Source organism: Bacillus sp. AF23 (assembly GCF_020861455.1).
Taxonomy (GTDB): domain Bacteria; phylum Bacillota; class Bacilli; order Bacillales; family Bacillaceae; genus Bacillus; species Bacillus halotolerans.
Genome location: NZ_JAJHVY010000017.1, coordinates 280,284 through 300,244 on the forward strand (window position 1 = coordinate 280,284; position 19,961 = coordinate 300,244).

The following is a 19,961-nucleotide window of genomic DNA, read 5'->3' on the forward strand; positions in this document are numbered from 1 at the left end:
GTCAGAGTGATTCCATTTTAATGGAATAATCAGGGTGGTACCACGGTTCATTCGTCCCTTTTTTATAGGGGAAGAATGAGCCTTTTTTATTATGTTCTAAGAAATGAGGTTGATTTTCCAATGAAACAGACGATTTTTTCAGGCATCCAGCCAAGCGGTTCCGTTACACTCGGCAACTACATCGGTGCAATGAAGCAGTTTGTCGAACTGCAGCATGATTATCACAGCTATTTTTGCATAGTAGACCAGCATGCGATCACAGTGCCTCAGGATCGGCTTCAGCTGAGAAAAAACATCCGCAGTCTGGCTGCGCTTTATCTAGCTGTCGGTCTCGACCCTGAAAAGGCAACACTGTTTATTCAATCAGAGGTTCCCGCACATGCACAGGCCGGTTGGATGATGCAGTGCGTCGCTTATATCGGTGAGCTTGAACGAATGACTCAATTTAAGGACAAGTCAAATGGCAAAGAAGCAGTTGTCTCGGGCCTGTTAACGTACCCGCCGCTGATGGCTGCTGACATTCTGCTGTACGGAACAGATCTTGTGCCTGTCGGCGAGGATCAAAAGCAGCATCTTGAGCTGACACGAAACCTTGCAGAGCGATTTAACAAAAAATATAACGACATCTTTACAATTCCAGAAGTGAAGATTCCAAAAGTAGGCGCTCGGATCATGTCTTTGACTGACCCGCTGAAGAAAATGAGTAAATCTGATCCAAACCAGAAATCTTTTATTACATTGCTGGACGAACCAAAGCAGCTTGAAAAGAAAATCAAAAGCGCTGTGACAGATTCTGAAGGTATTGTAAAATTTGATAAAGAAAACAAACCGGGCGTTTCCAATCTTCTTACGATTTATTCAATTCTCGGCAATACGACGATTGAAGAGCTTGAAGCGAAATACGAAGGAAAGGGCTATGGCGAGTTCAAAGGTGATTTGGCAGAAGTGGTAGTCGGTGCATTAAAGCCAATTCAAGACCGTTATCATGAACTGATTGAGTCCGAAGAATTAGACCGGATTCTTGATGAAGGCGCTGAGCGGGCGAACCAGACAGCAAACAAAATGCTCAAAAAAATGGAAAATGCCATGGGTCTCGGCCGAAAAAGACGATAACAAAAAGACCGCTCTTGCGATTTGCAAGAGCGGTCTTTTTTAATTTACCTTTGATTCATTTTCTATTTCCCAAAGCTTCTCGAAAAAAGGCTGTCCTTTGATCAGGTTTTCGCAAAAAGCCAAATGCTTGTCCGACCAGCCTTCAATGGTTTCGTTATACAGCATGTCCCAAATCTCTTCAAAGCTCATCCGTTTGATTTGCTCATACATATGCGGGTTCCACTCTGTGTACCAGTAGCCAATCTCCGCACGGTTTTTCAGCCCTTTTAATTGATCCAGGGCCATAAACATAAGCTGCTTAATTTGCCGCTCTTTTCTCGTTAATCCTCTGACGTGCTCTGGTGCCAATGATAAGATATGATATTCTTTTGAGGACTCCAGCTTCTTCGGCTCAAATTCATACGTTTCCGGCTCTACATCTTTCACCATTTCATACACGAGCTGCTCCTGCCGCGGGATAAGGCGGCTTTTTCTGACAGGGATCGTGTAGCCGATTGTATCAACAGCCAAAATGCCGATTCCGTCCGTCACAACAAAACAATACTCCAGCTTTGTGCGTTCATGATTTTTGCGAATGTACGACTTTTGATGAACCTCTTCAAGCAAATCTTTCGGAAGCTCTGACAAATCGTTTTCTATGTAATGAAACAATACTGACGGCACCCTTAAGAGAGGCACCTGATCCAAAAGCTCAACCGTATCTTCCTTGCGCCATTCATGAAAGTGGCATACATTGTAGCCATTTTCTTCCCCTTCAAACCAATTGACCCACACATCATGAAGAAATAACATCTCTAACCCCTCACTTTATAAAAACTGTTGTCCACAGTATAGGCAAGGTGCAGAGAAATTATTCCATAGAGATTGAGGAAATCTGGAATAACTGGGTTTCTGTTATAAACACAAAAAGCAGACTTCCTCGTATATTTTCTGACAAAGGAAATCTGCTTACTTTAGGAATTCGTTACATTTTCTAACGAACATGATTTTCATTTTTATTTAATATTTTTGGGATCAAGAGCATCCCGCAAACCGTCTCCGACAAAGTTGAAGCACAGCACGGTAATTAAAATAAATAGCCCGGGAAATAATGGGTACCACCATGCTTGAATCATCACTGTGAAATTTTGTGCATCTTGAAGCATATTTCCCCAGCTTGCGATTGGCGGCTGAATCCCAAAGCCTAAGTAGCTCAGTGCGGACTCAGCGAGAATAACGGAACCTACCTTTAATGTTGCTGACACAATAATCGGCCCTAATGCATTGGGGAGAATATGTGAAAAGATAATTTTGTGAGTCTTCGTTCCAATTGTTTTAGCAGCCAGAACGTATTCCCTTGAACGAAGCGATAGAAACTCTCCTCTTACCAATCGTGCCGTTGTTGTCCAGCCGGTGAGACAGAAAATTAAAATCAGTTTGTCCACGCCAGGCTTGAAAATGGTAACCAGCGTGATCAGCAAGAAAATATCCGGAATGGATAATACAATGTCGACTAAACGCATAATGACAGCGTCGACAATTCCTCTGAAATAACCTGCTAATGCTCCTAATACAGTTCCGATTAAAATAGAACCGACTACAGAAGCAAAACCGACCAATAAAGAGACGCGCGCTCCATATAAAATCCGGCTGAAAATATCGCGGCCGAATTTATCCGTTCCCATCAAATGTTCAAGGCCCGGCGCTTTATACTTATCAAGCAAGCTTTGCTGCTCTTGAGGATAAGGTGCAATCAAAGGAGCGAAAACAGCCGACATAACAATGATAAACAGAATGACGGCACCTAGAATGGCCAGCTTGTTTTTCGAAAATTTTTCCCAGAAGATCTTGGCCATCGTCTCTGGTTTTTTCGAAATGTTTTCTTTCAGTCTGATCTCCGGCGAGGGAGTTGTTTGCAGCTCTGACATCTCTGTTTCCCTCCTCTTAATATTCGATCCGTGGATCAACAATCGCGTAAAGGATGTCTGCAACGAGGTTTCCGACCACGACAAGCACCGCTGAAATTACGGTCATTGCCATAATAACCGGATAATCACGCTGGAATGCCGAATCCACAAACAGTTTTCCCAGCCCCGGCCAAGTGAAAATCTGCTCTACGACAACTGCTCCACCGATAAAAGAGGGAATCATTAATCCGAAGATCGTAATAACAGGCAATAGCGCATTCCGCAAGCCATGCTTAAATAGCACGCGATTTTCTTTAAAGCCTTTTGATCTGGCTGTTCGGATATAGTCTTGGTTTAACACATCAAGCATATTTGACCTTGTATATCTCGTTAAGCCAGCCATATCTGCTGTAGCTAACACAAATGCGGGTAATAACAAATGATGAATCCGGTCTAATAAGCTAAAATCTGTGTTAAGAGTAGCGACTCCCCCAGTTGGGAACCAGCCGAGATTCACAGCAAACACCATAATTAAAATCAATCCAAACCAAAAATTCGGGATCGCTAAACCGATAAATGAAGTAAATGTAATGCCATAATCCAGTTTTGAATACGGTTTTTTTGCAGAAATCACACCAAATGGGATTGAAATGATCAGCGCCAAAATCGTCGACACCAGCATAAGGAGGAGTGTGTTAGGCAGCCTTGCTATAATCAGCTCTGAAACAGGCGTTCCTTTTCTGATAATGGACGTTCCGAAATCCCCTTGAACCATATTGCCGAGCCATTTTAAATATTGAACGTATTCCGGGTCATTCAGGCCGTATTTTTCAATAAACTGCGCTCTGTCTGCCTGGCTGATGGTAGGGTCCATCATAAGCGTCATCGGATCTCCGGGAGCCGCTTTCATAATGACGAAAGACAAAATTGTAATTCCTAATAGGATAGGAATCGAAGATAGCGTTCTTCGAATGATATATGTAACCATATTCTTGTCCCCTTCGTTGTTCTTTTTCAAATTCAAAGGGGAAGGAAACGCGCTCCCTCCCCTGCAAGGGAAAATTATTGGGCAAGCCACCATTTTTCAATTTGGTACAGCTCGCGTTTTGGATGATACACATACCCCTCTAAATTAGCCGGCATCGCCATATGGTTGTTTGGATAATAAAGGAAGGTATACGGCTGATCTTCAGCAAGTTTTTGATAAATTTTTTCATAGGCCTTAGAGTATTCCTTCCGGTCACTGATCGATTTTGCGTCTTTCAGAAGCTTATCAACTTCAGGGTTTTTGTACCACATGTTATTTAAGCCTTTTTCAGACTGGCTTGAATGGAAGATATCGTAATGATCCGGGAAAGTGGACAGACTCCAGCCTAATACCATTGCGTCATAGTCCCAATTAGGGGCACTGGTTTGTTCAACAAGCGCACTCCATTCCACGATTTGCGGCGTTACTTTAATACCGACTTTCTTCAGCTGCTCTTGGACAACAACTGCAATATCCTCACGCACCTTATTTCCTTGGTTCGTTTTCAGCGTAAACTCGAATTTTTTGCCGTCTTTATCTAAGATGCCGTCACCGTCAGTATCTTCCCAGCCGGCTTCTTTGAGCATCTTCTTCGCTTTTTTCACGTTGTATTTAAATTTAGGCACTTCTACGCCTTTCGGATAGTTCCAGGAAGCCGGGCTTTCCGGAATATAAGCGACTTCCGCGTCTCCATCCAATACAGTTTGCACCATCGTTTCACGGTCTAAAGCGGTGGTGAGCGCTTGGCGTACTTTTTTATCTTTAAAGAGCTCGTTTTTCTCATTCCAGCCGATATATGAGTAGCTCAGCGCCAAGTCTGTTACAACCTTGACATTATTAAACGATTCGGCTGTCTTATAATCAGTTGACGGAACGTTAAAGAAATCAATATCCCCCGCTTGAAGCTGGGCAACCGCAGCATTGGCATCAGGAATGATTTTATACGTGACACTGTCTAAATACGGGCGCCCGTCATAGTAATCATCATTGGCAACGAGCTTGACGTATTGCCCATCTTTCCATTCTTTAAATTTGAAAGGCCCTGAGCCGATTGGATTTTTTCTGTTAAATTCATTATCTTCAAGCTGCGCAACCGGTACATCTTTTAAAATATGCTCCGGAAGAATGCCGTAGCTGTCTAATGTATTGTTATAGAAGTTAGGGTCTTTGTATTTCAGGGTAAATAAAACCTCGTAATCTCCCTTTTTCTCTACTGATTTCAGCATTTCAAAGTTAGAGCCGCGCTCACCTTTGTAGTCCTTGTTCAGCGGGATGTTAAACGTAAATACTACATCGTCAGCAGTAAGTTCTTCTCCGTCATGAAACTTAACGCCTTTTTTGATTTTTACATCATATTTCAGTCCGCCATCCAGCTCTTTGACACTCTCAGCCAATGACATTTTGACATTTAATTTTTCATCTGTTTTTGTTAAAAAGCTGTAAATCATTTGTTCTATATCTGTACTCGATTCATCCGTTGAATATAATGAGTTGAAAAGTGTCGGGGCACCGATTGAACCAACAACCAAGTCCCCGCCCTGCTGCGGTTTGCCGGTTGATTTTTTCTCGCTGCTGCTTGACTTCGATCCCGAGCAGGCCGATAAAAAGATGGCCATCACCATTAATACACTTAGCATCATCAGTGCGGTTTTACGTCTTTTCATTAGATATTCCCCCTCTTGAAATGTTCGTTCTTCTTAGCTGCTGTTTATGTAGTAGCATACCCCCTCTCAAAGCTGTGCGGGCGACAGTTAGCTATAAAGGTGACAAGCCACAAAATGGCTGGGAGCAGCTTCTTTGAATTCTGGTATTTGTTCCTTGCATATCGGTTTTGCAACAGGACATCTCGTATGGAAAACACAGCCTTTAGGCGGATTGGCCGGGCTGGGCAGTTCTCCTTTCAGGACGATGCGTTCGCGTTTGACAGATCCTTTTTTTCTTGTAACCGGGACAGATGATAAAAGGGCTTGGGTGTATGGGTGCAGCGGATTGTCATATAACTCATGCTTGTCGGTCAGTTCCATCATTTTGCCGAGGTACATTACTCCGACCCTGTCACTGATATGGCGGACGACACTTAAATCGTGAGAGATAAATAGATACGTCAGATTAAATTCTTCCTGCAATTCTTCCATTAAGTTGATGACCTGGGCCTGAATCGATACATCAAGTGCAGAAACCGGTTCGTCTGCAATGATAAGCTCCGGATTCAGCGTGAGGGCTCTCGCAATGCCGATCCGCTGACGCTGCCCGCCGGAAAATTCATGGGGATAGCGTGAGGCAAACGACGGATGAAGGCCTACTCTCGCAAGCAGCTCTTCGACTTTCTCATTTCGTTCTCGCATCGTGTACATGTGATGTGTGTTAAAAGGCTCCTTAATAATAGAACGCAGCGTTTTTCTTGGATTCAGCGAAGCAAATGGATCTTGAAAGACCATCTGAATATTTTTGCGGACGTTTTTTCGTAAATTCTCCTCTGACAGATTGGAAATATCCTGTCCCTTAAAGAGAATCTGGCCTTCAGTTGGTTTGTACAGCCTGATCATCGTTCGGCCGGCAGTCGATTTTCCGCAGCCCGACTCTCCAACGATTCCGAGTGTTTCTCCTTTTTTTAAAGAAAACGAAACACCGTCCACCGCTTTCACATCACCAACTTTTCTTTGAAAAAAGCCTGAGCGGATTGGGAAATATTTTTTTACGTCTCGAAGTTCTAAAATTGTTTCCTGATTAGCTGCTGTCATGATTGTTCGGCACCTTCTTCCTCATATAAAAAGCATCTCACTGACCTTCCGCTTTTGTGCGTCAAAAGCGAAGGCTGATGGGTCCAGCATTTATCCATCGCTTTTGGGCACCTTGGAGCAAAACGGCACCCCGGCGGCAGATTATCCGGTGTCGGCACGCTGCCTTTAATCGCATTTAATTTATCAATCTCTCCATCTATGACAGGAATAGACATAAGCAGGCCTTCTGTATAAGGATGAAGGGGCTCTAAAAATAACTCATCGACTGAGGCATTTTCTACGACTTGTCCGCAGTACATGACAATGACTCTGTCGGCTGCTTCCGATACGACACCTAAGTCATGTGTAATCAGCAAAATTGAAGTATCGAACTTCTGGCAGAGATCCTTCATTAGCTCCAGCACTTGGGCTTGTATCGTCACGTCTAACGCCGTGGTCGGTTCATCGGCAATAAGCAGTTTTGGATTACAGCTGAGCGCGATGGCAATCATTACCCTCTGTCTCATGCCGCCAGATAGACGGTGCGGGTATTCCTTCATCATTTGCTCCGCTCTTGAAAACCCAACCATCTTCAAGAGTTCGACGGCTCTTTGATACGCTTCTTTTTTCTTCATGTTTTTATGGTAAATCAGCACTTCGGTAATTTGTTCTCCGATCGTTAACACCGGATTAAGGGAGGTCATTGGTTCTTGAAAGATCATGGATACATCGTTTCCGCGGATTTTGCAATAGTCATTCTCAGTGAATGAGGTGAGGTCCTTGTCTTCGAGTTTAATCGTACCGTCCATGATTTTTCCGCCTGAGCTCTGGACGAGACCCATAATAGACAATGAAGTAATACTTTTGCCGGAGCCCGATTCGCCTACAAGCGCGACGGTTTCGCCTTTTTTGATGTAGAAATCGACTCCGTCCACCGCAGGGATCGGCTCCTTTTTTCTAAAAAAATAAGTCTTTAAATTATTCACTTCTAAAAGTGTGCTCATGCTAGCTCCCCTTTCCCCCTCTTGTCGCCAAACGTTTTCAAGAGAAAGTAATCCCTCTATTCAGAAATAATAAACAATATTGAATTATCGAAAAATTTTATAGTTGTATATTATTACAATCATTTTGCAAAATCAAGAATTTTTTAGGATAATTGTAATATTATTAATGGAATTCCATTATTTTATTCTTTTAAAGCGTTGCTTTCAAAAAGGTTTCAGGAGAGATGGACAACCCTTCTGCTGTACTGGCTCTGTTCTCTGTTAAATATTTTTTTACAATATTGAATCCGACTGCGTATCCAAGCATTTTCGGCTGATATCCTTTGCCGTATAAAAGCTGATCGAACAATCGATGACCCCGTTTGATGTTCAGATGAGGCGCTATCTTTTTTTCGTAAAAAATCTCAAGCTGCAGAGGGGTATACCAGGTGGTCCATTCAGCCGTTTGGCTTTGGCCTAACCTCTCATAAACAGCATATTCTGCCAGCCCCTCCATGATGATTGTATCAAGTAATGTGACGTCTTTTTCCTCTTTTGTCATATGATCTAACCGGCAAACATGATGATATTCATGTGTCATAAGGGCTGAAACCGAGGACAATTCGATATCTGACGAGAGAAAGAGAAACATTTTATCTGGAAAGGCGAGCCCTGATTTTGACCCGAATTCTAAACGGATTCTTCTGTTTCGTTCATCAACCGGCAGTGCTACGATTGGCACGTCAGGTCCTTGCCACTTCTTTTTGAGGTACTGCTCCTCTTTTTGTATATGCCTGAAAAGTCCTTTTTCTTTCAGAATGGAAGACGTGCTTATTCCCTCTGTTATGTTTTTAAACATCCCGTGATGCTGCAAATGTCCCAAGATGCCTTTCCAGTCTTCTTTCTTCGTTTTTGAAAAGTACGGGACAATGTAATGCGCCAGATCATCTATTGAAGCGGCTTTTTCAAACCATTTGTATGTTTGTTCCACGCTCATGCTATCGCCTCCTCTTTTTTATCCTATGCGCACGAAAAAAACCGGCTACCCTTTTAGGGCAGCCGGTTTGGCGTTATGATTACTGATATTTTTTGAAGATTAGCGTTGCATTATGTCCGCCGAATCCCAGTGAGTTGCTGAGAACATAGCTGAGATCCTGTCTGCGTGCTTCATCGGGCACATAATCTAAATCGCATTCTTCGTCAGGCGTTTCAATATTGATTGTTGGCGGGATCATGCCTTCTTTAATGGCAAGGATAGAGAAAATGGCTTCAATACCGCCCGCCGCGCCTAGAAGGTGGCCCGTCATAGATTTTGTAGAGCTTACCGCAAGTTTATAGGCATGCTCGCCAAAAACTGTCTTAATCGCCATTGTTTCATATTTGTCATTGTAATATGTGCTTGTGCCGTGAGCATTGATATAGTCAATCTCTTCAGGCGCAATGCCCGCATCTTTAATGGCTTCTTGCATCGCTCTCGCTCCGCCTTCGCCGTCTTGGGCAGGCGCTGTGATATGATAAGCGTCTCCCGTCGAACCGTAACCGACGATTTCTCCGTAAATTTTGGCGCCGCGTGCAAGTGCATGCTCAAGTTCTTCAAGAACGATAATACCCGCACCTTCACCCATAACGAATCCATCACGGTTTTTATCAAACGGACGGCTCGCTGTTTTCGGATCCGGATTTGTAGAAAGCGCTTTGTTGGCACTGAAGCCCGCGAATGACATTCTAGTCAGCGGCGCTTCTGTTCCGCCTGTGATCATAGCGTCTGCATCGCCGCGCTGAATCACTTTAAATGCGTCACCGATAGAGTTTGTTCCTGTTGCACATGCAGTTACCGTACAAGAGTTAACTCCCTTTGCTCCTAAAGCGATAGAAATTTGGCCTGTCGCCATATCAGGAATCATCATCGGCACAAAAAACGGGCTTACCCGTCTTGGGCCTTTTGTTAAGAAGATTTCAAACTGAGACTCAAGCGTTTCAAGCCCTCCGATTCCGGAACCAACCCAAACACCGACTCTCGGCGCGATTTCATCAGTAATTTCAAGACCTGCGTCTTCAACTGCCATTTTCGCAGCGACAACCGCATATTGAGTGAAACGGTCCATTTTTCTTGCTTCTTTTTTGTCCATGTAATCTTCAACATTAAAGTCTTTTAATTCAGCGGCTACTTTAGCCGGATATTCTTCAGAATCAACACGAGTGATCGGACCGATCCCGGACACACCGTTGATTGCGTTATTCCAACTTGTATCGACGTCGTTGCCAAGCGGAGACAATGCTCCGAGTCCTGTAACAACTACTCTTTTTTTACTCATCTTGTGTGCACCTCACCTTTTTTTATCGGCCCCAGCGGATTGCAATGGCGCCCCAAGTTAATCCTCCGCCGAATCCTACCATGACGATCACATCGCCATCTTTGATTTTACCGGCTTCCAATTCTTCTACTAGAGAAATAGGAATGGATGCGGCAGAAGTGTTTCCATATTTATGAACAGTTTTAGACATCTTTTCGACAGGAAGCTCTAAACGCTCACGTGCAGCTTCCATTATGCGGATATTCGCCTGATGCGGAATCAAAAAGTCGACGTCCTCTTTTGAGAGTCCGGCTTTTTCAATGACGTTTACGCATGATTCACCCATTTGGCGGACCGCAAATTTGAAAACTTCACGTCCATTCATGATTGTATGTCCTTTTTCATTCAGATACAAGTGCTGACCGCCTGTGCCGTCTGCTCCTAGTTCAAATGAAAGGATTCCTCTGTCATCACTGACTGGCCCGACTACCGCAGCGCCCGCTCCGTCACCAAACAGAACGGCTGTGTTGCGGTCTTCCCAGTCTGTAATGCTTGAGAGCTTTTCTACACCGACAACAAGGACATGCTTATAAGTTCCGGATTCAATAAATTGTTTACCCGTTACAACCCCGTACATAAAGCCTGCACAAGCCGCGCTGATATCCATGGCACATGCTTTCTTTGCGCCGAGCTGTTCTTGAATCATACAAGAAACTGTAGGAAATGACTGATCAGGTGTGACAGTCGCAACGAGAATCATATCGAGATCCTCAGCGGACACTTCAGCTTGTTCCAGCGCTTTTTTCGCTGCTGCAACAGCCATATGTGATGAATATACGTCATCAGCGGCAATTCTTCTTTCTTCTATTCCTGTTCTTGTACGAATCCACTCGTCAGAAGTTTCAACCATTTTTTCTAAATCATGATTTGTTAAAACCTTCTCAGGGATATAACGTCCAACTCCAAGTATTCCAGCTTTCATAAGGGAAGACTCCTTTATATAGTTAATTTAGAAGATCAATCAGGTTATGATCAATTATTAGTATCAGGTACTAATTCTATCTTATTTTTTTTCACATGGCAATATATTCGTCTAATCTATCGGTTCATCTTACTCATAGAGTATGGTATATGGAAAAGGAGGCGTATGCAGGTGGATGTGTTTTCAAAAATGATGTTCGGCGATAACGCCAAACAAAAAACAGAAAAAGAAGAAGTGCAGGAGGAGGAGGTTTCCCCGGCAAACGAAGAAGAGACGATTGATTACATGTATATTATGAACCAAATCGGTTCGATTATGAACTCTCTCGATCAAATCAAGCCCGCTCTGAAGGAACTCGCGCCTATGGTATCCGCTATTAAAAAGAAAATCATGTGAAAAGCCACTTTCGAGAAAGTGGCTTTTTCTTATTCGGTTTCAGATTTCGCGTCGGATTTACCCAGCTCATAGGCTTCCGCCATTACCGTTGTAAATAAATTCATAAACGGCTGAATGGCCTCCATCGACAGCTCTATTCCTGATTTTTCAAGCTGCTCTTTCGCTTCAGGCAGATATTTCATTGCTATTTGCAGAAACTCAAGTGATTTTTCGTGCTGCATGTAAAGTCACCCCGTTACTCGTTTTTTGGCAGTTCACCTGTTTTGTTATATGTTTTGACCAGTGTGGCGATTTTTTTCTGAAAGGCTTTGTCTACAAGCGGACTGAAGGTTCCCATTTCGACAACTCGGCTTTTCAGATCGTAATAGTGATCGCCGCCTTTTAAAGTGCCTTTGTCGAATTGCTCAGCTATAATTTCATAGGCCTTGTCCACATTTTGCACCGTGCTGGTTAACACGGTGTTCTCGCCAAGATCGGATTGATCTGTGACATAGCCGATCGCATATAGGCCGTCTTTTTTGATTTGCTGAATGACAGGAACATTATACCCGTCTCCGGCAGGATACACAACATCCGCGCCTTCGTTCTTCATTTTTTGATAAAGGTTCACCGCAGTCGAATCATCATCCCAGTGATCCGTATATTTTGTATTCACTTCTATATTAGGATTTTCATGCTTAGCCCCTTTTATAAAGCCGTCCACTTCTGGCTGCCATGAAAAAGAAGCGATGACGCCGACCTGATTGGTTTTTGACATATGGGCAGCGGTCATTCCGCCGAAAAAGCCGATAGCTTCCCCGCTGAGATGGACGCTTGTGACATTGTCCGCTTTTGCTTTTGCGTTTGAAATCACAAACTGCATATCCGGATAGTCTTCACTCACCAAGTTAAATACTTCTTCATACTCACTTCCATGGCCAAAGAGGAGATTGACGCCGCGCTTATGAAAATCTTCAATCGCATTTATAATATCTTCATCTGTTTTTACGCCTTCTTTATAGTAGACGTCCACATTGTATGTAGATTGTATATTCAGTAATCCTTTATACCCTTTTGTGCCCCATACGAGGTCATTAATCGTATCAGGAAAGAGCATGCCGACCTTCTCAATTTTTCCTTTAAACGGAGTTTGTCCACATCCGCTTAATAAAAGGAGGACAGAAAAGATCATGACAAGCCTAGTGATCAAGTCATGTTCAACTCCTTTTGACAAGCTATCACATGTATTCAAATGATACGTTTATTGTATCTAGAAAACTCGAAACATGGAAGGTTTTTCTTAATATTTGTCGAAAATTGATGAAAATTGTCTTTTCCACTCGAGAATTTTTGTTTTCGCTTCATCTTTTGAAGTTTTTTTCGTGACTTGCAAATCAAAAATGCAATCTTTGCCGGTGTCACGGCCGGGCTCAAGCAGGAATCTCAACAGCTCGTCAGCTACATCTTCTGTATAAAAGCCCTCTTCCTCCTGTTCTTCTTTCCACGGCCCATACATTTTAGGAAGGATCACCGCTTGTTCTGAACCTGTCTTCTCACGTTTCTCCCACTCTTTTCGGTCTTGTTCGTATACCAATACATATGCGGATTTATATTGGTCCAAAGGCAAAAAGCCGCTGCCATATTGGATACAAATTGTATCATACTTTTGATCCTCAATGTGCTCAAGCTGCCGAAAGTGCTCGTTTCTTCCAAGCCACATGAGTCTTTCTTCTAAGTACATTTGTCTGTTTTCATCATCTGTTTCAGCCAAAACGACATCTACGTATATGCCTTCATCCATCATTCGCTCGCATAAAGAAAGGCCGAAAAATTCATCCGCCCCTACAATCAGCGTTGATTCCATTTCATCTGCCGCCCTTCCGGTTTTTCATTTATCCAAAGCAAAACAGCCTCCGCAAAAGAGAAGGCTATTGTTATTGTATTCTTTATAACTCTTTTTCATGCCTGTGAAAGAATTTGCAGATTGATGCATAGATCCTGCTTGGGTGCTCAAATAAATGAAACGTTATGTCAACCGGACAGCCTTGGTTTTGCTGCTGCTTTTCCTTAAATACTTCCGCATGCAGGCTGTACGGATACGGTGCTCCGGTCATCCGCTGCCATATATGAACCGGTACGCTGCTAGGATAGCTTTCGATTGTTTTATAACGGAGTGAAGCCGCTTCTTTTTCGGAGATTTCGTAGCTTTGCGATACTTCTTTCAAAAATTGCTTATAGAAAAATTTATTTTCTTTTTCTGATTCATAATGTGCCTGAAGATCGAGACAAGGATTCAACATCGCGGCTGATCGGACATGATCCGGGGAAAAACGAAGCAATTCATCGGCCACGAGAGCGCCCATCCCTTCTGCTAAAATATGAATCTTCGGATTGAGTATTTCCTGCTTCAACACGAAATGTATCAGCTGTTTGGCATAGGTGACCGCTTTTTCCGCGCCCCAGTGCCTTCCGAACAGATTGCTGTTAAAAATGGTATAGCCTTCGTCCCTCAGCATATGTAAAAGCTGATTTCTGCCATAATGCTGAAGCCAAAAGCTTGAATCATTACCGACAAAGTGGGTTCTGTCCCCGAGGACAAAGATGCCAAAGCCGTTTGGACGATAGGGCAGATGAATCACGTTATGCTCCGTTCCCAATTGAAAATACCTTTCCGTTATTCCCATCGCTTGCCCGCCTCCTTTCACACTTCATCTCACGCTATCTTATGTAAAAAGAAACGAAACGAATAAGGTAAAGTCCTAGCCTTTCTATGTTTTGGCTATTATACCAATTGACGATATTTATTTTTTATATTTTACCATTAAAAATGTGACGAATCAGACTCTTTTGTCACCTCACTTTCTTCTAAAATTAGATTCCCCCTTGGCTTTATGTATGGTATGATAACTTCTAGAATAGAATGAGAAGGACGAGGTGGAAACGTGCGATTTATTATTGCTTTTATTTGGACGTTCCTTTTATCGCATATGGCATGCTATTTGATTGCCAGCATGAACAGTGTAGCGTATAACTTCACAACATCATCCGTAATTGCTGTCGTTTTATATGTGCTGATCATGGCGCTAGCAGCAATCATGCCTATGAACAACAATGCCAGCCAGCATTAATAAGCCAAAAAACCCAAAACATGTATTGTTTTGGGTTTTTTCGTGATCACGGTTTTCTTTTATACGTCCACAAGCGATTGTGATTCGATGTTTCAGGAAACATATCTCCTGCTGACAGATGGACCTTTTGCGGGTTTTTGACCATACTCCCCGTCTCGCCGATTTCTACATAGATGCCGTTGTTGGGCGCTTTCTGCCCGGGCCGGAATTGATGCTGCTGTCCCACTGTTTTTCCTCCTTTTCCTTTTTCGTGTAGTATGCGCCTAAGCGGGTGTGAATATGTTTCCATAAAAAAACTGCTGAGAGTCGGCTCAGCAGTTTTTTCGGTTATTCCCCTTTGTAAAGGATCGCCTTTAACAGCGCTTTTTGCACATGGAGACGGTTTTCGGCCTGCTGGAATACAGCGGAATTCGGACCGTCAATAATCTCTGCCGTCACTTCTTCTTCACGGTGTGCAGGAAGACAGTGCAAAAATGTATAGTCAGGTTTAGCATGGCTGACAAGCGATGCATTCACCTGGTAAGGCGCGAAGACTGCGAGACGCTCTTGTTCTTCCGCTTCCTGTCCCATGCTTGTGAATACATCTGAATAAATGACGTCCGCATTTTTTACGGCTTCAATCGGATCAGCTGTAAGTGTAATGGAAGCACCGGATTGAAGGGCAAATGCTTTGGCTGCTTCCGCCGCTTCGTCTAACACTTCGTATCCCTTAGGCGAAGCAATCGAGATATCACAGCCCATTTTTGCGCAGCCGATCATCAGGGAGTGCGCCACATTATTTCCGTCACCGATATATGCGACTTTCACACCTTTGAGATCGCCTTTGATTTCCTTGATCGTCAATAGGTCCGCCAGCGCCTGGCAAGGATGATATTTATCAGTAAGCCCGTTGATGACCGGAATATCAGCGTGTTCAGCAAGCTCCTCCACCTTTTCATGCTCGAAGGTCCGGATCATGATTGCATCTACATAGCCCGAGAGCACTTTTGCCGTGTCAGCCACAGTTTCACCGCGGCCCAGCTGCAGATCTTTCTGGCTTAAAAAGAGGGCATTTCCGCCAAGCTGCGCCATGCCGACCTCAAATGAAACACGTGTCCGCGTGGATGATTTTTCAAAAATCATCGCAAGGGTTTTGCCTTGAAAAATAGGCTGAATCTTGTTTTGTTTCAGTTCACTGGCTTCAGCAAGCAACGCGCTGATATCCTGTTCACTGAGATCTTTTAGCGTTAATAGGTCTTTTCCGAATAGATTGGTTTGCATTTCTCCCATATTCACTGTGTGCATGATGCCACTTCCTTTTTATAAAGATCTCTGAGGGAAACAGGGTGCGGACTGCCTGATCCGCTTTGCAAAAACGCCCGTACGGTTTCCTCTTCAGTAAAGACGGTAATGCCGTGTGTCATGGCTTCCAAACGCTCTTTGCGTGCTTCTTCAGAGCCATTCAAGTTGATATGGAGCGCTTTTTCATCCTGTTCCATCCATGAGGCGAATGTGCCTTCATGAACCGTAAAGCCGGCGTTTTCCGCTAATGTCTTCAAATCTTCCGGTCCGTTTTGCAAATAAATGCTTCCTTTTTGATTCCAAACACGCGTGTAGATTTTTTTCAAGGCGCTGTCGGCGTCGTATGCAACACACATGCCTTCTCCTGTCGATTTCATTTCCGGTCCAAGCTTCACATCTACATCTTGAATCGCATGTGATGAAAAGACCGGGAACTTTACAGCAACACCATGGTGATTTTGAATTGCCGGGTTTACATCTTTTAGAGATGCCCCCGCCAGCAGCCGTGTGGCGAGCGGAATCATCGGGACGCCCATGACTTTGCTGACGACCGGAACTGTACGGCTCGCTCTCGGGTTCACTTCAAGGACGAGAATGGTTTCGTTATCGATCACAAATTGGATGTTCATAATGCCTTTAAATGAAAGCTTTTGGGCAATTTTTTGCGCAGCATCTTTTATTCCCTGCTGCAGCTTGTTTGTGACGGAAGGCCCCGGGAGAATGGCGAAGCTGTCTCCTGAGTGGACGCCCGCCCGCTCAATATGTTCGGTATATGTCGGGATAAAGACTTCTTCACCATCGGAAATCAGATCAATTTCGACTTCTTTTCCTGACACGTACTGATCAATTAAAATGGGGTACGGCATGCTGTCTTCTCCGTCCAGCAGCTGAGAAAGCGCAGCTTCCGATTCAACGATGATCATGCCCATTCCGCCAATGACATAAGAAGGACGGATTAATACCGGATAGCCGATGCCGTTTGCTTTCTCTGCAGCCTCTTCTTTTGTATAAGCAATTTCTCCTTTAGCGTGCTGCAATCCGAGTTCATCAAGAAGCTGATAAAATTGATCGCGATCCTCTAACACGTCGAGCGTTTCAAACGATGTGCCGAGAAGCGTGATTCCGGCTTTTTCGAGCGCTTCAGCAGCATTGATCGCGGTTTGGCCGCCGAACTGCACGATCGCAAAGTCAATGTTTTCCTGCTCCGCCACGTTTAATATGTGCTCCGTTGTCAGCGGCTCAAAATACAGGCGATCCGCAATTTCATAATCTGTGCTCACGGTTTCCGGGTTGTTATTAATCATAATCGTTTCGAATCCAAGCTTTTGCAGCGTTAACACCCCATGAACAGCACTGTAATCGAATTCAACGCCCTGGCCGATGCGAATCGGTCCTGAGCCGATAATCAGCGCGCGCTTTTTCTCTTTGCGGCTGATGTCTCCATCGGTTTCTCCGAAATACGTGGAGTAAAAATAGTTGGTTTTCGCATCAAACTCAGCTGCGCAAGTATCAACAATTTTGAAGGAAGGCGTAATCCCCTTCTCCTTGCGAAGAGCGCGCACCTCTTCCTCTGTCTTGCCGATAAGCGAGGCAATCGTTGCGTCTGAAAATCCTTTTTCCTTTGCCTTTTTCAATAAATCAAAAGAGAGGTCGCTCCCCGCTTCCATGATCTGATTTTCCAGCTTGATGATATTGTTAAAGGTGTGAAGGAAAAACGGGTCGATTTTTGTTTTTGCATGGATTTCTTCTATTGATATGCTTCGGCTTAACAGCTCCATCACAACGAAAAATCTTCGATCGTCAGGTGTGATTGCCAGTTCCCAGAGCGCTTCAATTGATAAACCGCCGAGCTCGGGCAGATGCGTGCCGACGTTTTTCAGCTCAAGGGAGGCTGCCGCCTTTTGAATTGCCGCTTCTATATTACGTTCAATCGCCATCACTTCTCCGGTGGCTTTCATTTTTGTGCCGAGCTTGCGGTCCGCGTTTTTGAATTTATCAAACGGCCAGCGCGGAAACTTTACGATGACATAGTCCAATGCCGGTTCGAAGCTCGCATAAGTGGAGCCTGTAAGCGGGTTTTTTAATTCGTCAAGCGTGTATCCGACCGCCAATTTCGCAGCCATTTTCGCAATGGGATAACCTGTTGCTTTTGAAGCGAGTGCAGATGAACGGCTCACACGCGGATTCACTTCAATGACGTAGTATTGCTTGCTGAACGGATCAAGCGCAAACTGAATGTTACAGCCGCCTACGACATCAAGTGCCGAAATGATCGTCAGACTTGCCGTCCGGAGCATTTGATAGTCTTCATCAGTTAATGTTTGTGAAGGCGCCACTACGATCGAATCGCCTGTATGCACGCCGACCGGATCGATGTTTTCCATATTACAGACAGTAATGCATGTGTTGTTGCTGTCGCGCATCACTTCATATTCAATTTCTTTAAAGCCGGCAATGCTCTTTTCTACCAGACATTGATTGATCGGGCTAGCCAGAAGCGCTTGCTTGATCATGGCGGCAAATGCTTCTTTCGTAAGCGCGATGCCCCCGCCTTTTCCGCCTAACGTGTAAGCAGGCCGGATAATGACCGGAAAGCCGATGGATTCCGCAAAACGAAGGGCATCGGTTTCGTTATCGACAATTTCGCTCTCTGGAACTGGCTGATTCAGCTCGTTCATTAAAGAACGAAATTTTTCCCGGTCCTCTCCTTTTTGTATTGTATCAACGGATGTACCCAGAAGTTTGACGCCGTGCGCCTTTAAAATACCCGCTTCTTCAAGTTCAACCGCAAGATTCAGTGCAGTCTGCCCGCCTAAATTGGCCAGAAGTCCGTCGGGCTTTTCTTTCTTAATGATGTCTGTCAGGCTTTCTACCGTCAGCGGTTCAAAATAAATGTCATCCGCGAAAGCTTCATCGGTCATAATTGTTGCCGGGTTGTTGTTGACGAGAATAACACGATAGCCTTCTTCTTTGAGCGCGATGCACCCTTGAGTGCCTGAATAATCAAATTCTGCCGCCTGGCCGATGATGATCGGGCCTGAGCCGATTACTAATATGCTTGAAATACTGGTGTCTTTAGGCATGGGCGATTTCTCTCCTTGCTGGTATCACATTCTTTAAATAATCATCAAAAATCCATTCGCTTTCCGCCGGCCCTGGATGGGCTTCCGGATGAAATTGCACACTCATGACAGGCAGCTTTTTATGGGAAAGCCCTTCAACTGACGTGTCATTGACATGGTGGAATCTAATCGTCAGCTCTTCTTGATTAATGGATTTTTCATCGACCACATAGCTGTGATTTTGGCTGGTCATGAACACCCGCTTCGTTTCACGGTCGATGACCGGATGGTTTGCGCCCCTGTGACCGAACGGCAGCTTAAACGTATTTCCGCCGAAAGCGAGCGCAATCAGCTGGTGGCCGAGACATATGCCGAGTGTCGGAAAGCGGCTGACGATGTTTTTGATTTGTTCCATATACGGTGTAATGGCTTTCGGATCTCCGGGTCCGTTGGATAACACGACACCGTCGGGCTTTATGCCGTAAACCGATTCCATTTGCTGATACGGTATAACAGTGACCTTGCAGCCTCGTTTCACGAGTGATGATGCAATTGATTTTTTATAGCCAAAGTCAATGAGAGCGATATGTTTATTCCCTTCGCCGATTGTGCTGATGTCCTGTGCGGACGCCTGTTCTGCGACGTTCTCAGGCTGCAGGGCAATCTCAGCCGCTTCTTTAGAAGCAGTGACAGACGCCCCCATCGTTCCGTTCGCGCGAATTTTTTTGACGACAGCCCTCGTATCGACATGGGACAAGAGCGGGATGTTCCATTTTTTCAGATATTCCTTAAGACTGTATACCGCTTCATGATGAGAAAAATGTTCGCACGCCTCGTAAACAACCGCTGCTTTCACTTGCGGTTTTTTGCTTTCAAAGTCGTTTTCATTAATACCGTAGTTGCCGATCAGCGGGTACGTAAATACGATAATCTGTCCTTTGTATGACGGGTCTGTCAGCACTTCCTGATAGCCCGTCATTCCTGTGAAAAACACAGCTTCGCCCGTACAATCTTCATGTCCGTCCAGTTCTCCGCTGAACACTGTTCCATCTTCTAATACTAAATAACCTTCCATCTAAAAGCCCACCTCTTGATGAATAATTAATTATA

The 19,961-nt window shown here is 44.3% G+C and carries 19 protein-coding genes, 1 pseudogene and 1 other annotated feature (1 of these 21 only partly in view); of the genes and pseudogenes, 3 read left to right on the forward strand and 17 right to left on the reverse strand.

The features are described 5' to 3' along the window. Nucleotides 1-62: a binding site (T-box leader), on the forward strand (it extends 150 nt beyond the left edge of the window). A 58-nt stretch (nucleotides 63-120) separates the two neighbouring features. After that, nucleotides 121-1,113, forward strand: coding sequence for a tryptophan--tRNA ligase (gene trpS, locus LNN34_RS10385; protein ID WP_229043282.1), 993 nt, complete (start codon nucleotides 121-123; stop codon nucleotides 1,111-1,113). Between the two features lie 39 nt (nucleotides 1,114-1,152). On the opposite strand, the gene LNN34_RS10390 is transcribed toward trpS, so the two are convergent. From LNN34_RS10390 to fabH, 9 genes are all read right to left on the reverse strand, one after another. Continuing rightward, on the reverse strand, nucleotides 1,153-1,905 hold the full coding sequence (locus LNN34_RS10390) for a YjbA family protein (RefSeq protein ID WP_024120912.1): 753 nt from the start codon (nucleotides 1,903-1,905) through the stop codon (nucleotides 1,153-1,155). A 203-nt stretch (nucleotides 1,906-2,108) separates the two neighbouring features. Beyond that, the gene (gene appC / locus LNN34_RS10395) at nucleotides 2,109-3,020 is read right to left on the reverse strand and encodes an oligopeptide ABC transporter permease AppC (RefSeq protein WP_229043284.1); all 912 of its coding nucleotides are present in this window, start codon (nucleotides 3,018-3,020) and stop codon (nucleotides 2,109-2,111) included. Between the two features lie 16 nt (nucleotides 3,021-3,036). Then, nucleotides 3,037-3,987, reverse strand: a complete 951-nt coding sequence (locus tag LNN34_RS10400) for an ABC transporter permease (RefSeq protein WP_044156395.1) — start codon at nucleotides 3,985-3,987, stop codon at nucleotides 3,037-3,039. 74 nt (nucleotides 3,988-4,061) lie between these two features. Beyond that, on the reverse strand, nucleotides 4,062-5,690 hold the full coding sequence (locus LNN34_RS10405; RefSeq protein WP_069486373.1) for a peptide-binding protein: 1,629 nt from the start codon (nucleotides 5,688-5,690) through the stop codon (nucleotides 4,062-4,064). An 87-nt stretch (nucleotides 5,691-5,777) separates the two neighbouring features. Further along, a complete protein-coding gene (gene appF, locus LNN34_RS10410; RefSeq protein ID WP_044156397.1) occupies nucleotides 5,778-6,767 on the reverse strand; it encodes an oligopeptide ABC transporter ATP-binding protein AppF in 990 nt (329 codons plus the stop codon). After that, nucleotides 6,764-7,750 carry an oligopeptide ABC transporter ATP-binding protein AppD gene (appD, locus tag LNN34_RS10415; RefSeq protein WP_229043286.1) on the reverse strand — a complete coding sequence of 329 codons (987 nt, stop codon included), beginning with the start codon at nucleotides 7,748-7,750 and terminating at the stop codon, nucleotides 6,764-6,766. The genes appF and appD overlap by 4 nt, the downstream gene beginning before the upstream one ends. A gap of 190 nt (nucleotides 7,751-7,940) precedes the next feature. Continuing rightward, a complete protein-coding gene (locus tag LNN34_RS10420; RefSeq protein WP_229043288.1) occupies nucleotides 7,941-8,726 on the reverse strand; it encodes a DUF2268 domain-containing protein in 786 nt (261 codons plus the stop codon). A gap of 79 nt (nucleotides 8,727-8,805) precedes the next feature. Next, the gene (gene fabF / locus LNN34_RS10425; RefSeq protein WP_024120905.1) at nucleotides 8,806-10,044 is read right to left on the reverse strand and encodes a beta-ketoacyl-ACP synthase II; all 1,239 of its coding nucleotides are present in this window, start codon (nucleotides 10,042-10,044) and stop codon (nucleotides 8,806-8,808) included. Nucleotides 10,045-10,066: 22 nt separating this feature from the next. Further along, a complete protein-coding gene (gene fabH, locus LNN34_RS10430; RefSeq protein WP_010333732.1) occupies nucleotides 10,067-11,005 on the reverse strand; it encodes a beta-ketoacyl-ACP synthase III in 939 nt (312 codons plus the stop codon). Nucleotides 11,006-11,170: 165 nt separating this feature from the next. On the opposite strand from fabH, the gene LNN34_RS10435 reads away from it, so the two are divergent. Continuing rightward, nucleotides 11,171-11,401, forward strand: a complete 231-nt coding sequence (locus tag LNN34_RS10435; protein ID WP_082687943.1) for a hypothetical protein — start codon at nucleotides 11,171-11,173, stop codon at nucleotides 11,399-11,401. Between the two features lie 29 nt (nucleotides 11,402-11,430). Here the strand turns inward: LNN34_RS10435 and comZ are convergent, their stop codons facing one another. From comZ to LNN34_RS10455, 4 genes are all read right to left on the reverse strand, one after another. Next, the gene (gene comZ, locus LNN34_RS10440; RefSeq protein ID WP_003224559.1) at nucleotides 11,431-11,622 is read right to left on the reverse strand and encodes a ComG operon transcriptional repressor ComZ; all 192 of its coding nucleotides are present in this window, start codon (nucleotides 11,620-11,622) and stop codon (nucleotides 11,431-11,433) included. A 14-nt stretch (nucleotides 11,623-11,636) separates the two neighbouring features. After that, nucleotides 11,637-12,590 carry a BMP family ABC transporter substrate-binding protein gene (locus LNN34_RS10445; RefSeq protein WP_229043289.1) on the reverse strand — a complete coding sequence of 318 codons (954 nt, stop codon included), beginning with the start codon at nucleotides 12,588-12,590 and terminating at the stop codon, nucleotides 11,637-11,639. Between the two features lie 90 nt (nucleotides 12,591-12,680). After that, nucleotides 12,681-13,244, reverse strand: a complete 564-nt coding sequence (locus LNN34_RS10450) for a hypothetical protein (RefSeq protein ID WP_229043291.1) — start codon at nucleotides 13,242-13,244, stop codon at nucleotides 12,681-12,683. Between the two features lie 82 nt (nucleotides 13,245-13,326). After that, complete coding sequence (locus tag LNN34_RS10455) at nucleotides 13,327-14,064, reverse strand: hypothetical protein (protein WP_229043293.1); 738 nt, start codon at nucleotides 14,062-14,064, stop codon at nucleotides 13,327-13,329. A gap of 258 nt (nucleotides 14,065-14,322) precedes the next feature. On the opposite strand from LNN34_RS10455, the gene LNN34_RS10460 reads away from it, so the two are divergent. Continuing rightward, entirely contained in the window at nucleotides 14,323-14,508 is a 186-nt protein-coding gene (locus LNN34_RS10460; RefSeq protein WP_010333727.1) for a YjzD family protein, read from the forward strand. Between the two features lie 46 nt (nucleotides 14,509-14,554). Here LNN34_RS10460 and LNN34_RS10465 read toward each other — a convergent pair whose 3' ends face one another. The 4 genes and pseudogenes from LNN34_RS10465 to LNN34_RS10480 form a co-directional block, all read right to left on the reverse strand. Continuing rightward, nucleotides 14,555-14,734 (reverse strand): YjzC family protein, encoded by a 180-nt coding sequence (locus LNN34_RS10465; RefSeq protein ID WP_003239319.1) that lies wholly within the window; start codon nucleotides 14,732-14,734, stop codon nucleotides 14,555-14,557. Between the two features lie 85 nt (nucleotides 14,735-14,819). Then, nucleotides 14,820-15,777, reverse strand: a pseudogene (gene argF / locus LNN34_RS10470) (ornithine carbamoyltransferase). Between the two features lie 2 nt (nucleotides 15,778-15,779). Continuing rightward, nucleotides 15,780-18,872 (reverse strand): carbamoyl phosphate synthase large subunit, encoded by a 3,093-nt coding sequence (locus LNN34_RS10475; RefSeq protein WP_229043297.1) that lies wholly within the window; start codon nucleotides 18,870-18,872, stop codon nucleotides 15,780-15,782. After that, on the reverse strand, nucleotides 18,865-19,926 hold the full coding sequence (locus LNN34_RS10480) for a carbamoyl phosphate synthase small subunit (RefSeq protein ID WP_059293050.1): 1,062 nt from the start codon (nucleotides 19,924-19,926) through the stop codon (nucleotides 18,865-18,867). Before LNN34_RS10480 ends, LNN34_RS10475 begins: the two co-directional genes overlap by 8 nt. Between the last annotated feature and the right edge of the window lie 35 nt (nucleotides 19,927-19,961).